Annotated in this window: 11 protein-coding genes; 3 read left to right on the top strand and 8 right to left on the bottom strand. The window is 43.5% G+C overall.

The window, feature by feature from the left end:
• Positions 1–121 precede the first annotated feature (121 nt).
• From SC428_RS06925 to ttrS, 8 genes are all read right to left on the bottom strand, one after another.
• On the bottom strand, positions 122–577 hold the full coding sequence (locus SC428_RS06925) for a DUF1097 domain-containing protein (protein WP_070924824.1): 456 nt from the start codon (positions 575–577) through the stop codon (positions 122–124).
• Between the two features lie 190 nt (positions 578–767).
• A complete protein-coding gene (locus SC428_RS06920) occupies positions 768–1,178 on the bottom strand; it encodes an acyl-CoA thioesterase (protein ID WP_070924823.1) in 411 nt (136 codons plus the stop codon).
• A 146-nt stretch (positions 1,179–1,324) separates the two neighbouring features.
• Complete coding sequence (locus tag SC428_RS06915) at positions 1,325–2,119, bottom strand: PhzF family phenazine biosynthesis protein (RefSeq protein ID WP_070924822.1); 795 nt, start codon at positions 2,117–2,119, stop codon at positions 1,325–1,327.
• A gap of 249 nt (positions 2,120–2,368) precedes the next feature.
• Positions 2,369–3,901 carry a peptide MFS transporter gene (locus SC428_RS06910; RefSeq protein ID WP_070924821.1) on the bottom strand — a complete coding sequence of 511 codons (1,533 nt, stop codon included), beginning with the start codon at positions 3,899–3,901 and terminating at the stop codon, positions 2,369–2,371.
• Between the two features lie 402 nt (positions 3,902–4,303).
• Positions 4,304–5,524 (bottom strand): multidrug efflux MFS transporter MdtG, encoded by a 1,221-nt coding sequence (mdtG, locus tag SC428_RS06905; RefSeq protein ID WP_140182589.1) that lies wholly within the window; start codon positions 5,522–5,524, stop codon positions 4,304–4,306.
• A gap of 62 nt (positions 5,525–5,586) precedes the next feature.
• Positions 5,587–6,531, bottom strand: coding sequence for a Kdo(2)-lipid IV(A) acyltransferase (locus SC428_RS06900; protein WP_272580869.1), 945 nt, complete (start codon positions 6,529–6,531; stop codon positions 5,587–5,589).
• A 133-nt stretch (positions 6,532–6,664) separates the two neighbouring features.
• The gene (gene ttrR, locus SC428_RS06895; protein ID WP_318706555.1) at positions 6,665–7,261 is read right to left on the bottom strand and encodes a tetrathionate respiration response regulator TtrR; all 597 of its coding nucleotides are present in this window, start codon (positions 7,259–7,261) and stop codon (positions 6,665–6,667) included.
• Between the two features lie 57 nt (positions 7,262–7,318).
• Positions 7,319–9,052 (bottom strand): tetrathionate respiration histidine kinase TtrS, encoded by a 1,734-nt coding sequence (gene ttrS / locus SC428_RS06890; RefSeq protein ID WP_318706552.1) that lies wholly within the window; start codon positions 9,050–9,052, stop codon positions 7,319–7,321.
• Positions 9,053–9,291: 239 nt separating this feature from the next.
• Between ttrS and ttrB the strand changes: the two genes are divergently transcribed.
• The 3 genes from ttrB to ttrA are packed head-to-tail and all read left to right on the top strand — an operon-like array spanning position 9,292 to position 14,136.
• The gene (gene ttrB / locus SC428_RS06885) at positions 9,292–10,029 is read left to right on the top strand and encodes a tetrathionate reductase subunit TtrB (protein ID WP_318706550.1); all 738 of its coding nucleotides are present in this window, start codon (positions 9,292–9,294) and stop codon (positions 10,027–10,029) included.
• Positions 10,029–11,057: a tetrathionate reductase subunit TtrC gene (gene ttrC / locus SC428_RS06880; protein WP_318706548.1), complete on the top strand. Its 1,029-nt coding sequence runs from the start codon at positions 10,029–10,031 to the stop codon at positions 11,055–11,057. The genes ttrB and ttrC overlap by 1 nt, the downstream gene beginning before the upstream one ends.
• Complete coding sequence (ttrA, locus tag SC428_RS06875; RefSeq protein ID WP_140182579.1) at positions 11,050–14,136, top strand: tetrathionate reductase subunit TtrA; 3,087 nt, start codon at positions 11,050–11,052, stop codon at positions 14,134–14,136. The genes ttrC and ttrA overlap by 8 nt, the downstream gene beginning before the upstream one ends.
• Positions 14,137–14,139: the final 3 nt, after the last annotated feature.

The following is a 14,139-nucleotide window of genomic DNA, read 5'->3' as shown; positions in this document are numbered from 1 at the left end:
TTGCCATGAGTCAGACGGGGTGATTTTTTGCAGTTATATTTTAAGCGGTGGGTTGTTGTTTGTATTGACTCAATCCTAGTTGAAATGGCTGAGTAATATTTCAAGGCAACAACCCCAGTGTTTATTTCAGCTTCTCAGATAGCCATAAGCCGCTTTTTTTCATTGAGAAACCAAATAACACGCCAATTAATAGCGATGACAAAGTCACAGGCCAATCACCCTGAGCAGCAAAGATGGCGCAGGCGCCAATAAACGTGCCGGGTATATAAGAAAGCCATATCTTTTGAGCTTGAATACACATAATAAAGGCCACAATGCCAGTGATCAGGTATTCAACAAAATTAGGGATATTGTCGAGTAGGCTATTGCTGTGGATCATGACCAGTCCCCAAACAACTCCGCTCGCAATCGTCAACAACGTAATTAATACTCCTTTGTAGCCTTCTTTTGGGTAGGCAAAATAAGAGGTACAACCTAAGAAGCCTGCCCAACCAATTAATCCTAATGAGTTTGCTAGCCACGCCCAAACAGCGGAAAGTATTGCAGTAGTTAAAGAAATAGAAAAAAGTATTTTCACAATGGCACTTACAATGATTAAGTCAAATAGAGCAATGGCGATGCCATGCTGTTATCACGTATCGAGTTCTCGAAGGGCGGGGATTCTATCATTAGCGTGTGCTGTAAAAAAAGCACTTGGATCAATATATATTCAGAATGCTAAAGAGTATGTGGGATAAACTGTTTTGTTTACCCCAATGAGATAATAGTTACTGCGGTTCAAACAGCGGGGTTGGTTTACCGTTATCATCAACAGCCACAAAATTAAATTGCCCGTGGATCACCTCTTCACGTCCCTCGCAGTACATATTTTCTAAAAAAATAGAGACATTCACGGTTAAACTGGTTCGGCCTACACGACTGACTTTGCCTACCAGTTCGACAATCGTTCCAGAGGGAATGGGGTGAGTGAAATTAATTTTTTCTGTCGAAACCGTGACTAAACGTTTACGAGAAAAACGTGTTGCTGTGATAAAAGAAACTTCGTCCATCCATGCTAACGCTGTGCCGCCAAACAAGGTGTCATGGTGATTGGTGGTCGTCGGAAAGATAACTTTGGAGACACTGGTAATCGAATTTTCGATTTTTTGGGTGATGAGTTCATCAACTTCAGAACGCATGATGTTGCCTTAGCCTTAATAAAAAACAATAGGCCGTCAGTGTAATACGCTTTCAAAAAAATTACACTGACTAGGCGCGTTATCGTTCAAGTTACAAAGACACTCCGTTAGCCAAGCCATCGTTTTTCACCTAGCGGCACCTCGAATTATGTAAGATGGATGTAGCCAGTCAAAAACAGAGTTGCCTCTCCGGTTAACTTAACGCGTTCACCTTCAATAGAGCATCGCATCATACCCCCACGAGCAGATATTTGATTACCTATTAATTGCGTTTTATTTAATTGCTTAGCCCAAAGAGGCGCTATCGCACAGTGTGATGTGCCTGTAACGGGATCTTCATCGACGCCTTTTGCGGGGGCAAAGTAGCGTGATACAAAATCCGCATTTTTTTCATCGCTGGCAGCGGTGATCGTTAATCCTGCTAAGGGTAGCTTTGCCATAGCCAGAAAATCAGGTTGGCAGTTAGCGACTTGAGTTGCATCATTTAAAAAACAGATGTAGCGATCTTTAGCGAGCCACAAAGAAGCAATCTCAACACCTAAGATTTCAGCTAATTGAGGATAATCGGAGACGGCAACTTGTTCGGTTTCCAGATGCGGGAAATCGAGTGTAAAACCATGCTGATCTCTATAAACGGTTAATTCTCCCGAAAGGGACTGGAAGGTAAAAGGGGTAATTGGTAACTGCTTAAATTGATGGAGTACAAACGCACAGGCGAGGGTGGCATGACCACACAACTTAACTTCTTGGTTGGGGGTAAACCAACGAATATGGTCATCAACTAAGAATGCGGTTTCTGAGAGATTAATTTCTGCGGCGATCGCCATCAGTTTCTCATCGGCAAGCCACTCTTCTAATAATACGATAGCGGCAGGGTTACCTCGGAATTGTTGATTAGTAAAAGCATCGACATAGTAAACGGGAAGCGATATACCACTCATCATGGAGTTCCAAAAAAGAAAGTAGGGAAGGAAAGTATATACTTTATAATAGTTAATCGTCGAAATAAAAAAACACCCGATAGGCTCAATGGCGTATCGGGTGTTTTTATATACTCGTCATACTTCACAGTGTATATGGTGATAGCGGGCATTCGTGCTAGTCACCGTGTTTTCTATGTTCCTAACGACTTATTCACTGATCACCTAGCTGCATCTTGTATTATTTAGAGTATCAAGAACGGCTATAAGTTATTTTGCTTTTGCTTCATTGGCATCAGCATTTTTCAGCATTTTTCTAACAGGGATAATCAATGCAGCTAGCACGATTGCACAGATAACTAATGCCATCGAAACGTGAGAGAACAGCTCTGGCATTGAATTCAGTTGTTCTTTATTGATATTTCCTCCCATGATACCTGCTGCAAGGTTACCTAACGCACTTGCACAGAACCATAGCCCCATGACTTGGCCACGCATTTTTTGTGGTGCCAATAAAGTCATTGTGGCGAGCCCAATAGGGCTTAAGCATAGTTCACCGAGCGTCAGCAACAGAATACTGGAGACTAGCCAGAAAGGTGATACACCTGATTGAGTCGCTAATACTTGGTTTGCTGCCATCATCATCACCGCAAAACCGCCCGCAGCAAATAGGATACCAATTACAAACTTAGTCATACTGCTTGGGTTTAGGTTGCGCTTAGCAAGAGAAGGCCAGAACCAGCTAAATACAGGGGCTAATAGAATAATAAACAGGGCGTTAATCGACTGGAACCAAATTGTTGGGATCTCGAATGAACCCATTTGGCGGTCAGTATAGTCACGAGCAAAGATGTTAAATGAGGTCGGTTTCTGCTCAAACGCGGACCAGAAGAATGCGGCTGCAATTAATAATATCAGGCAAGCGAGTAGGCGAGAACGTTCGCTACTGTTAAGGCCTGCAAAGAAGAACATGAAAACAAAATAAATGGCAACACAGGTTGCAATGATATAAGCAGAGCTTTTGGCGATAGTGGAAGCATTAAATGGAATAGTGCCGTTATCAATTAAGATAACCAGTACTGCAAGTAGTGCCATGGCAACGGTAACCCATTTGCCAACATTTTTACGTTCAACCGTTGGGCGGTTCCAAGTGGAATCTAAGCCAACCTCTTTATCATAACGACGCATCTGTGGAATGGCGTAAAAACGGAAAACCAGCAGGGCAATTAACATACCGATACCACCGAGGCCAAAGCCTAGGTGCCAGCCATATTTTTCATGTAATGGACCGATGATCAGCGGAGCGATAAATGACCCCATGTTGATACCCATATAGAACAGCGAGAAACCGCCATCACGACGTGTATCTTCTTTCTTATACAGTGTACCTACCATAACGGTAATACAGGTTTTAAACAGTCCTGTACCTAGAACGATTAATAGTAATCCAACGAAAAAGAAGGTATTACTCCAAAACGCAGACATAGCAATCGATAAATGGCCGAGTGCAATGATCAGTGAGCCGTACCAAACTGCTCTGCGTTGCCCTAACCAGTTGTCAGCTAACCAGCCACCGGGTAGTGATGTGATATAAACCCCACCCGCAAAGATACCGACGATAGCGGATGCTTGCTCAATAGGTAGGCCCATGCCGCCTTGCAGTAGTGCTGCGCTCATAAACAGGATGAGCAGTGGGCGCACACCATAAAACGAGAACCGTTCCCACATTTCAGTCAGGAATAGTGAGCTCAGTGGGTATGGATGCCCAAAGAAGGTTTTTGTTTTGGTCGCAGAAGTATTCATCTGTAACTCCGATATTTATTTTTGATTTGGTTGTGCTTGAAAAAACGCCTTAGAAAGTTGAAGGCGCCAAAATATATAGATATGTTAACGTCACTCTGTAAACATATTTTTAACATACATTATTATAAAAACACTTATAAACAGAATATGTTTATGGTGAAAATGGTATTTTTAAGGTGAAAAGTCGATATCAATCGCATTTCTCACGATAAGGTAGGCGAAGATACAGGAATTCTATTGACATGAAAAGAGTCGATTATAAAACTAGCATAGCGTTCAAAAACATGATGTTAAGTTATGTTTTTTGCTGTTTTTGCATAAAATGCTGTTATACCTACAATAAATGAGGGAAATGAATAAAGAACAAATAGAAAAATAACGTTTCAGCTTTTATGCAAAAAATTAAACAGAAGGTGTTTTGCTGCTGCGTGTTTGGCGTTTGATCATATACCATGAATAAATCAGGTTGAATAAAACTAAAGCCGCAGTGAAAAAGAAAACGGCTCGGAAACCATAGCTTGCCGCGACAAATGAACCCATCAATGGGCCAGTAACATTACCGACATCACGCAATGCTTGGTTATAGCTGAAAATTCGCCCTGTTACCTCATGGGATATATTATAGATAATTAAGGTTTGTACCGCGGGCAGTAATGCGGCATTGAGTGCGCCAAGTAAAAAACGTAAAGCACCTAGCTCCCAATAGCTACTGACAAGTCCCATCGGGAACAACACAAATATGGAAGCCCCTAATACGGCTAAGAGGACTTTTTCAGGGCCTATGCGGTCACTGAGTTTCCCTAATCGCGGCGCACTGAGTAAGGCTGCTATACCGGGTATCGAGGCAATGACACCACTGATAAAGGCAAGATTCTCTATTGAATCGGATAGATCACGGATGTAGAGGGTGATCACAGGGTTAATCGACCCCATAGCAGCTTGAATGATCATGGTAGTGAAAAACAAGCTGATGACTAAATTTTTGTTTTTTAGTGAGGCAAAAACTTGTTTGGTATTGAGTGCATCTTTACGTGATACAGGGGTAAAACGTTCTCGGACGTAAAATAACGTCACAAAAAAGCAGATAAACAGTACCGTTGCCGTGATAAAGAATACGGGGCGTAAACCATATTGATCGGCAAGCAGTCCGCCTATTAATGGGCCAATAAGAGCACCACTGACGGCACCTGTAGCTAAAACACCCATTGCCCAGCCGCTTTTCTTCACCGGAACTTGGGTTGCAATTAACGCATTGGCATTGGGAACAAAACCCCCTAGCAGGCCAAGTATTGCCCTGAGTGCAAGTAATTGCCAAATATTTTGTGCGAAGCCGATTAATACCATCACAATTGCCATGCCTAATGCAGAGCGTAGCAACATCAGCTTTCTTCCCTTGCGGTCGGAGAGCCGCCCCCAAAATGGCGCAGCAATGGCGGAAAACAAAAACGTAATACTGAAAACGGCGCCTGTCCACAGGTTTAATGAACTGTGATCGGTGACTCCCAGCTCCTCGATATAAAGCGGAAGAAAAGGCATGATGAGGCTAAATGCGGCACCCGTTAAGAAACAGCCAAACCACACCACATACAGATTGCGTTTCCAATAATTGTTTTTGGTTAACATAGACTCCTTACTTATTTTAAAAAACTCACGGCTGTTAGATGATTAACAGCCGTGATGTGTGATTAATGATGAATTTTATCTAAATCGCCATACAAAGAGGGTTCTCCTTTGGGACGAGTTTTAAACCGCCTATGTAGCCACATATATTGTTCAGGCGCCCTGAGAATTTCCGTTTCGATGATTTTGTTCATTTTAGTAGCAACAGCCACTTCATCTTTAATTGGGAAATCATCAACAGCGGGTTGAATTAACAGCTCGTAGCCTTTACCTGCGGGGAGACGACGAAGGGTAAATGGCACCACTAAGGGCTTGGCTAAGCGTAATAGAATGGCTGAACCATTAGTGGTTGCTGCATTCGGTACGGCGAATAAAGGGGCAAATGAGCTGTTACGTGGGCCGTAATCGTGGTCGGGAGCATACCAAACAATTTCACCTTGTTTCAAAACTCGGACCATGCCTTTCACATCTTTGCGATCGAGCATATATTTGTTAGCACGCAAACGACCTCGTGTTTGTATCCAGTCGAGTAGTTTATTGTCATTAGGGCGATACACACCGATACCGGGGTTGAGCATACCAAATGTACGGCCTCCCATTTCTAACGTTAAGAAATGAATACCTAATACAATAATACCGCGCCCCGTTTCTTGCGCAGCTAGCATATTTTCACGGCCTTCAACTCGGCACCAACGGCGAATACGCCATTCAGGCCAGAACCATGCCATACCCGTCTCAAAAAGCCCCATACCGACAGATTCAAAATTTTTATCGATATAACGTTGGCGTTCTTGTAGGCTCATTTCAGGAAAACATAATTCTAAATTGCGATCGGCAATTTGAGCTCGTTTTTTTAAGAATCGTTTTGATAGCAAGCCTAGACGAGTACCGATCCAATATATCATCGGATAGGGCAGTAGTATCAGTACGTAAAGCAGGCCGACCCCGAGCCAAGTTAGCCAGTAGCGTGGATGTAGTAAACTTTTATTAAACTTTGGCGCTTGTATCATTGTTTTCCAAAAATCAGGTTAATATTTTGATTTATCTATTTGTTGTAACAGCCATTAATACTCTGATACCAGTCACCCTTTGATGACTGAATGGATACTAAAAAGTAATCAATGGTTATCTTATTATAACAAACTATTCATTCAATAATTTGGCTGTTTGTAACGTGCTGATTAACTCAGCCATGTTTCGCACATCCATTTTTTCCATCACTCGTGAGCGATGTACTTCTACTGTACGCACTGAAACGCAAGCCACATCGGCAATTTCACGATTGATCAGCCCTTGTAAAACGTATTGGCAGATCTCTTTTTCTCTTGGCGTTAGTGTTTGATAGCGTTGCTGAATAAGATATCTTTCAGTGGCTTGAATGGTTTTAATTTTTGCTTGTTCAAGTGTTTTTGCCAATTGTTGGCTATCAATAGGTTTTTGTAAGAAATCAACCGCACCCAATTTGACCTGTTCTACCGCCATAGGAATATCACCATGGCCAGAGAGGAAAATCACAGCTAAGGTGCTTTGTTGCTCTTTAAGTAATTGATGAACTTGGCGGCCATCCAGTTTCGGCATACGCATATCGAGCAATACAACACCTTCTTCAAAAAGATTGGCTTGCTGAATAAATTGTTCGCTGTCATTCCAAACGACAACATGATAGTCGAGGGTTTCAAGTAGGAATTGGCAAGCATCTGTGACATCAGGATCGTCATCCACCAGATGAATTAGCGTCATAGTTAGTCTCATTACATTATGATTAATGGGCATTATCTCATATTAGCGCCGTAAATGTTACACCTCTAGAGTATATGGAAAGATCAGCGTCACTCTTAGGCCATTTAAGCCTTCTTCATTGATGTTATTTTCAATGCGAATATCACCGCCTTGGCTTTGGATCAGTCGTTGGCAAATCACCAACCCTAAACCTAACCCCGCTTTTTTCGTGGTCGAAAAGGGGGTAATACCTTGAGTGAGTTGCTCTGTATCCATACCGCCCGCATCATCTTGTAGGACGAGTAAAAAACGCTCAGGCGCGAGATGAAAGCTAAATTGCAGTGTATTGGCTCCAGCCTGTAAGCTATTGTTAATCAGGTTTGATAATAACTGATCGAGCAAAGTATCAGGAAGTTTGAGTGAGATGTCGTGATTGTCAGGTAAAATCAATTTTACCTGTGGGTACTGTTGTGAAACCCGCAGTAATTGCCAAATATGTTGAATAGTGGCTAAAACAGGCTGCTGATGTAGTGGTAATGCCACTTCTTGGTGAGGTTTACCTGCCCAGAGCCGCAAATTGCGAATAATGTCCGCACCACGTTGTGCTTGGCTGTCAATTTTAGTCAACGTACCGATAAGAGGGTGCTCAGCCGATTCTTTGGTGAGACGCAAAATACAGCCTTGTGCATAGTGGCGGATCGCAGAAAGTGGTTGATTAAGCTCATGGGCAAAACCTGAAGCCATTTCCCCTAAAATATTCAGCCGCTGCGCTTGTTCAAGATTGGCTTCTTGTTGTCGTAAACGGTTATGTGCTTCTTCCAGCTGGCGGCTACGGCGGCGCACAAGAAATGCGATCCAAATATGGTTAATACCCAATAAAATAAAAAATAATGTGACTATGGTTATGGTGATTTGATGCTGGATCACCCAACTCACGATGTCTTGCCAAATTTGCCGTTGTCGTGGATGTTGATTCACATCGCGCAATAGGGTTTCAACTTGATTAACCGAAGCGGGAGCTCCCCAACGCATTCTTAAATTATCGGAAGACAGTAAGGTTTTGGTAACTTTATCGACAAGATTATCAGGCACATCGCTAAGAGCAGCAAATGACCAATTAGGGTATAATTCAGTGCTGGTTTTACAGGGCAAGGCGCTGTCATGTTCAATCAAAGGGCGAAACTGTGTTTTATCAATTAAACCTTCTTTATCCATGTTTTCTAACAAGCAAACAGGGATAATTGTCGCGGAAAGGGAATGGTCACGTAAAGCATACAGTAGAGCATCCGCAGGGAAACCAAGAAATTGCATACGAAAATCTTTCTCTGCATCGTAACCCATATCCCTTAATACTTTATAACCTAATAGATATCCCCCAAAAGCATCAGGCGAAATTGCCCCCACTTTCTTACCTATCAGATTTTTGGCTTCAGTAATGTCGCTGTCTGCACGCACTAAAATCAAACTGCCAATAACATTGCGAGTTGCGCTATCTGGCTCTAATGAAGAGCGCAAAGAGAGTAGCCAACGTAGGTGGTAGCGACTATCGAGTTGAATAAATTGTGCAGGGTTGGTGAGCAAAAAATCAATTTTACGTTCTGAAATTGCATTGCGCATTTCATCAAGATTCAAAGGGAGTAGGGTGAAGTGTTCATCAGGTAACGATTTATTCAGTGTATCGGCCAGTATTTGCCACTGCGATTGGGTTGAAGCTGCTCCGCGTAGCGCTAGCACACCAATTTTCCATTCAGCAGCCATGGCGGGAAATGACCATGCGATGACCATAACTATCATTAATCGATACAGAGACATAGGCGTATTTGAGTTATTCGTTGCGTTAGATCAAGTTAATTACGGGTATGTGGTAAACCACAATAGGGTGGTTCTCCTGCCCCTCATACAATACAAGTAACTAAAGATAACACACCGTTTTTAAAGAAAAATAAAAATTATTGTGGTTATCACAAATAGATTGCAATAACGGCCAATAAAGCCTGTAAAACTAAAACTTACCATATTTATGTATTAGCAATGTCCTACTGGAGCCAATTATGGATCTGAGTAAACGAAAATTTCTACAACAATTAGGGGCAGTCACTGCGAGAGCATCGTTGATCCCGATTGCTGAAGCAGGGCTAAACTTCTCCCCAACTCGTCGTGAAGGCAATCCTGAAAAGCGTTACGGGATGCTGATTGACCTACGCCGTTGTGTTGGATGTCAGTCTTGTACTGTCAGTTGTGCGGTGGAAAACCAAACACCACAAGGGCAATTCCGTACCACAGTCAACCAATATCAAGTCTCCTTAAAGGGAGAGGAAGGTTTCACAAACGTCCTGCTACCACGCCTATGCAACCATTGCGATAACCCACCTTGTGTACCTGTTTGCCCAGTACAAGCGACGTTTCAACGCGAAGACGGCATTGTGGTTATTGATAATGAACGCTGTGTGGGTTGCGCTTATTGTGTACAAGCTTGCCCATATGACGCGCGTTTTATTAATCACACGACACAAACCGCGGATAAATGTACTTTCTGTGCACATCGACTTGAAGTCGGCTTGTTACCTGCCTGTGTTGAGTCCTGTGTCGGTGGTGCGCGTATTATCGGTGATTTAAAAGATCCTAACAGTACTATTCGCCAAATGCTGACGGAACATGAAGCAGAAATTAAGGTATTAAAACCTGAAAGTGGCACCTTGCCGCAAGTGTTCTATCTCGGTCTGGACGATGCTTTTGTTCAACCGTTGGCTGGTAAAGGGCAACCCGCATTGTGGCAGGAGGTGTTCTGATGAGTGAACAAGTGAGCTATATTGCAGAAATAATGGCACAACCCCAAGAGTTTTTTTGGTTACCTTGGGCGGTTCAATACTTCTTTTTTATCGGTATTGCGGCTTGTGCAACACTGTATGCCTGCTACCTACATTGGCAAGGTAAGAGCGAAAATAGTCGCTTAGAGATGATAGCCGTGTTTATCACGATAACGATGGGGATCACGGCACCTTTAGCTTTAACCGCTGATTTACATCAAACTGCACGTGTTTGGCATTTCTATGCCTATCCAACGCTGTGGTCATGGATGTGGTGGGGTTCAGTATTATTACCTTTATTTACCACATTTACCGGTCTTTATTTTATCGCTTTGTTAGTGAAGTTTATCTGGAAAAAAGAGTTTAAAGCCACACGTTGGGTTGCTTTATTATCTGCACTTTCAGCGATTGGTTTACTGCTATACACAGGTAGAGAAGCATCAGTACTGATTGCGCGACCTATTTGGTTTAGCTGGTGGATCCCTGTCTTAATGTTCTTAAGTGCAATGCAAGCGGTTCCTGCTCTGATTGGCTTAGGGGCTCGTCGTGAACCGCAGTATCAGCAACGTTTAGCACGTATGCAAGTGATCACCTTATTACTACTGGCGGTTTGTTTTGCGCTATGGTTATCAGGCGACACCATTTCAGGTATTGCTGTGTGCCATCAAGTTGATGTCGCGAGTCCTGGTTGGTGGATGTTAATGGGGATCTGTGCCTTGTGGTTAGTCTCACTGGTGATGTCAATCGGTAACTTAAAATCAACACGCCCGATGGTTTATATCACTATCACTGCATTAGTGGCGATGGGGCTAACGTGGAGCTTACGTTGGGTGTTCTTAATGGAAGTTCAGGCAGTGCCGAAATATAGCATTTTAGTGAATCCTTATCATTTCCCGATGGGAACAGATGGATTACTCGCACTGTTTGGAACCTTTGGTTTGTGGATCGCATTAACCATTATTATTCGTGAAGGTGTTCGTTGGTTTGCTAGGAGAGTGCAACATGGCTAAATTCTCAAGACGTCAATGGCTTAAAGGTGGTTTAGTTGTTGGTGGATTAGCACTGTTCGGCGCTGGCTACCGTGATGTAGCGAAGCGTGCTGTGGATGGCCTAGCGAACGGTACATCAGGTAAAGTTACTTTAGACCGCATTCATGGCAACTCGTTACGCCCAGAAGGCCAAGCCAACAGTGAATGGAAAGAAAACCCAGAACAAGTGGTTGCGATGACCCAGTGCTTTGGTTGTTGGACGCAATGTGGTATTCGTGCGCGTGTCGATACAACGAAAAACGAAGTTCTGCGCATAGCAGGAAATCCATACCACCCTCTGTCACATGAAAAACACTTCCCATATGGTATGCCTTTAAAAACGGCATTTAATAAAATGGGTGGGGAAAGTGGATTAGAAAATCGCTCAACGGCTTGTGCACGTGGTGCAACACTCATGGAAGGTTTGACTAGCCCACTGCGCATACTTGAACCCATGAAACGTGTGGGCAAACGTGGTGAAGGCAAGTGGGAACGCATCAGTTTTGAACAATTAGTCAAAGAAGTGGTTGAAGGCGGTGATCTATTTGGTGAAGGTCATGTTGATGGCTTACGTGCCATTCGTGATCTGGAAACACCACTGGATCCCTCACAACCAAAGCTTGGTCCTAAAGCTAACCAATTATTAGTCACTAACGCGGGCGATGATGGTCGTGATGGATTTATTCGTCGCTTTGCACAAAATGCATTTGGTAGTAAAAACTTTGGTGCACACGGCTCATATTGTGGTTTGGCTTATCGTGCTGGCTCTGGCGCGTTAATGGACGATTTAGATAAAAACGCCCACGTTAAACCTGATTGGGATAACGTTCGTTTTGCGTTATTTATCGGTACTTCACCAGCACAATCAGGTAACCCTTTCAAACGCCAAGGACGTCAACTTGCTTCTGCGCGTTTACGCGATAATTTCAATTATGTGGTGGTTGCACCTGCGTTACCATTAACCACGACGCTCGCGAATGACCATGGGCATTGGGTTCCCGTGCAACCGGGAACGGATGCAGCCTTAGTTATGGGGATGATCCGCTGGATCATTGAAAATGAGCGCTACAATGCAGCTTATTTGAGTGTACCCAGTGAAAAATCAATGCAAGCCGTGGGTGAGAAAAGTTGGACGAACTCAACGCATTTAGTGATCACCGATGACAATCACCCACTAGCAGGGCAATTATTGATTGCAGCTCATCTTAATGGCCAGCCTATTGACGATGAAGCAAGTCAAAAAGCTTACATGGTTCAAGATGCAACAGGTGAATTAAAACTGGCTGATGATGTGACTAACGCCGAATTGTTCGTAACGCGTACCATCACATTACACGATGGCAGCGAAGTGACGGTGAAATCAAGCTTCCAATGTCTAAAAGATGCCGCAGATAGAATGACGTTGGATGAATATAGCCAACGTTGCCAAGTGCCAGTGAAAACTATTGAATCCTTAGGACGTGCATTAACCTCCTATGATCGTAAAGCTGCGGTCATCTCTCATGGTGGCATGATGGGCGGTAACGGTTTTTATACGGCTTGGTCGGTGATCATGTTAAACGCATTAATTGGTAACCTGAACCTAAAAGGTGGGGTATCGGTTGGTGGTGGTAAATTTAACGGTGAAAGCGATGGCCCACGTTACAACATGGCAAGCTATGCAGGTAAAGTGAAGCCAAAAGGGGTTGTGTTATCACGCAGTAATGAAGTTTATGAAAAATCGGATGAATTTAAGGCGCGGATCGCGGCCGGTGAAAAACCGTATCCAGCAAAAGCACCTTGGTATCCGTTTGCGAAAGGGCAATTAACTGAACAGCTGGCTTCTGCTTTGATGGGGTATCCGTACTCATTGAAGGCTTGGATCACCAATATGACTAACCCTGTCTATGGTATTGCGGGGATCCGTCAAGTTATGGAAGAAAAGCTTAAAGATCCAAAGCATCTGCCATTAATTATCGGTATCGATGCCTTTATGAACGAAACCACCGCATTGGCAGATTATATTGTACCTGATACACATAACTTTGAGAGCTGGGGGTTCAGTGCTCCGTGGTCTGGTGTACAAGTAAAAGCGAGTACAGCACGTTGGCCAATTGTTGAGTCACGTACTGCGAAAACGGCGGATGGACAACCCGTTTCAATGGAAGCTTTCTGTATCGCCGTCGCTAAAGAACTTAACCTTCCGGGGTTTGGTGATAACGTCATTGAAGATATGGATGGTAATAAATATCCGTTAAATAGTGCGGAGGATTACTATCTACGTGTCGCGGCGAATATGGCATGGATGGGCGAAAAACCGGTGCCAGAGGCGGCAACGGAAGATATTCAAATCAGTGGTGTTGAACGTATTTTGCCAGCCATGAGCAAAACATTAAAGCCAGAAGAAATACGTCGTGTGGCGTATATCTACACACGTGGTGGACGTTTTGCTCCTTATGAAAAAGCGTGGGATGGTGAGGCGACAGGTCCGCAATGGAAAAAAGGATTACAAATCTGGAACCCAACAGTTGCCGTTAACCGACATGCAATTACGGGGGAACGTTACAGCGGTTGTCCAACCTATTACCCACCACGTTTAGCAAATGGTGATGATATCAACAACGTGTTTCCACCTGCGGAATGGCCATTAAAGCTGATGTCATTTAAGTCACATGTGATGAGTAGCTCTACCACGATGATTGAGCGTTTGCGTCATGTGAAACCCACGAATATGGTTGCGATACACCCTGATGATGCGCAAAAAATGGGGGTTAAGCACGGTGATTGGGTCAAAATTACCACACCGGGTGGTTATGCAGAGGCACAAATCAGTGTATTGGATGGAGTGATGCCTGGCGTACTAGCGATTGAGCATGGTTATGGACACAAAGAAATGGGCGCTAAACAGCACTATCTTGATGGTAATCCATTGCCAATGAATGCAGCGAATGGCTCAGGGATTAACTTAAATGACTTAGGTTTTGCTGATCCAACCCGTGAAGTAGCGAATACATGGTTAGATTGGGTATCAGGTGCTTCGGTAAGACAAGGCCTACCAGCTAAAATTGAGCTAATTGGCTAATAT

Source organism: Providencia sp. 2023EL-00965, from assembly GCF_033550225.1.
GTDB lineage: Bacteria > Pseudomonadota > Gammaproteobacteria > Enterobacterales > Enterobacteriaceae > Providencia > Providencia manganoxydans.
The sequence above is the reverse complement of the archived record's forward strand: the minus strand, read 5'-3'. Positions and strand labels throughout refer to the sequence as shown.